At 58.6% G+C, this 1443-nt stretch carries 1 protein-coding gene and 1 pseudogene; one reads left to right on the top strand and one right to left on the bottom strand.

Annotated features, from left to right (window positions below; translation table 11 throughout):
- Positions 1–72: 72 nt before the first annotated feature.
- Positions 73–351 (bottom strand): annotated as a pseudogene (locus ACXJ7R_RS32565) (recombinase family protein); the annotation flags it as partial.
- Positions 352–1142: 791 nt separating this feature from the next.
- Here ACXJ7R_RS32565 and ACXJ7R_RS32560 point away from each other — a divergent pair.
- Positions 1143–1443 (top strand): hypothetical protein (locus ACXJ7R_RS32560; RefSeq protein ID WP_457155386.1); only part of this gene is annotated, 301 nt, incomplete at its 3' end.

Genomic DNA, 1443 nt, shown 5'->3' with positions numbered 1-1443 from the left:
TCATATGCCGTCGGTCAGTGAAATCCTACGATGATCCTCAAACTCGCTGCTCGTTCATCGGTACGGCGGCGAACCCTCACGCATGAAAAGCCGGATGCTATCCGACACGTCGTCCCGATAGTCGCGGCCCAGCCGGTCGACCCAGCGCACCACCAGCGTGTCACCAGGGCGGAGGATGTCGAACAGCCGCTTTCCTTGAGGTCGCTCCGCCAGCTTGGTCGAGATGCCGGACACACCGTGGTCGGCAATCTCTTGATCAATCTTGAAACCTGCTAGCTCGGCCTGCCTGCGTTGATGCTTAAGCGTCTGGTCGGCAGTTGAGACGCGGGCATAAACGACGGTCTTGGTCACAGGACGACACCCATCCGAAAGGGTTGTGTCCGTTGTCGTCTTTTCATCCCGATAGGCGGGATGATGTCGGGGCAGGACCACACCGCCTCGCCGACGGTGGCACCCGCTCCGGCATTGACGGGGGCCGACCCAACGTGACCTTTGGCCAAAGGCGGAACTGGCAGCTTTGGGCCTCGGATCTTCAATGGCGGACCTTCAAGCCGGTGCGAGGATGGCYGATCGACGTGTCGACTGGTTGCGCCATCCGCGCAGCCTGACGGTAGCGTGTCGGACCGAAGCAACGGAGACCCAAGGTTTGTTTGATCTCGAGCTTTAATGGTGCGATATTTTCTTCCGAATGGAAGGAAGCAGTCATCAGCGACGCAAACAGACCGTCAGAGTCGTGGGGATCGGACAGGGTGGAAAATGGGGTCGAACCGATGTTTAGGCCTAATAGCTGATCGATCCCTACACCGACCGGCAGCGGTGTTTCGTAGCCGCAGACTCTTTGCTGAGGGTGCACGGCGGGCAGTGCCCGGCCACGGGGTTGTTTTCTATATAGGTCTCTGTGTGAACTGCAGTCATAGCGACCATCGCAGCGTTCCGAAAGGTGCAGCTATCGCCGCAGGCGGCGAACACCGGGGCGAAGCATGGTCTCGGCAAGTTCGGGTAAAGCACTCGGGCCATCACCAGCAATTCCACCAGATGTGGTCGCGCGTTATCAACAAAGACGCCGTAGCGGCTATCAGTTTGGGATTGCCTACGCGTTTGGAACCGGCACGATCAACTGATGTGAGGCGAAGGAGGGGTCTATGTCTGCAAGGCTATCATTTATCTTGGTGATGACAATCGCGCAGTGCTTCTGGACAGCATCCTCATTCGCGAAGACCGGCGGTGCCCTTGCCGTCGTCTGGGGGCAAGGGGCCAAGTTCCATGGATTCTCCTCGGTTGGGTCGCCGACTGAGAACCGCAAAGCAGCCATCCGGAAATGCGGCAATCAGCGATGCGCGATCGCGCAGGAGTATCACAAAGGTCAGTGTGCAGTTCTAGTGCTTGGGAACGGGCAGATATTCTGGAACGGGGGGAAAGACGGGGACGTAAAGAGCTTCGCAC

The sequence above is a fragment of the Mesorhizobium sp. P5_C1 genome, assembly GCF_054049815.1.
The sequence above is the reverse complement of the archived record's forward strand: the minus strand, read 5'-3'. Positions and strand labels throughout refer to the sequence as shown.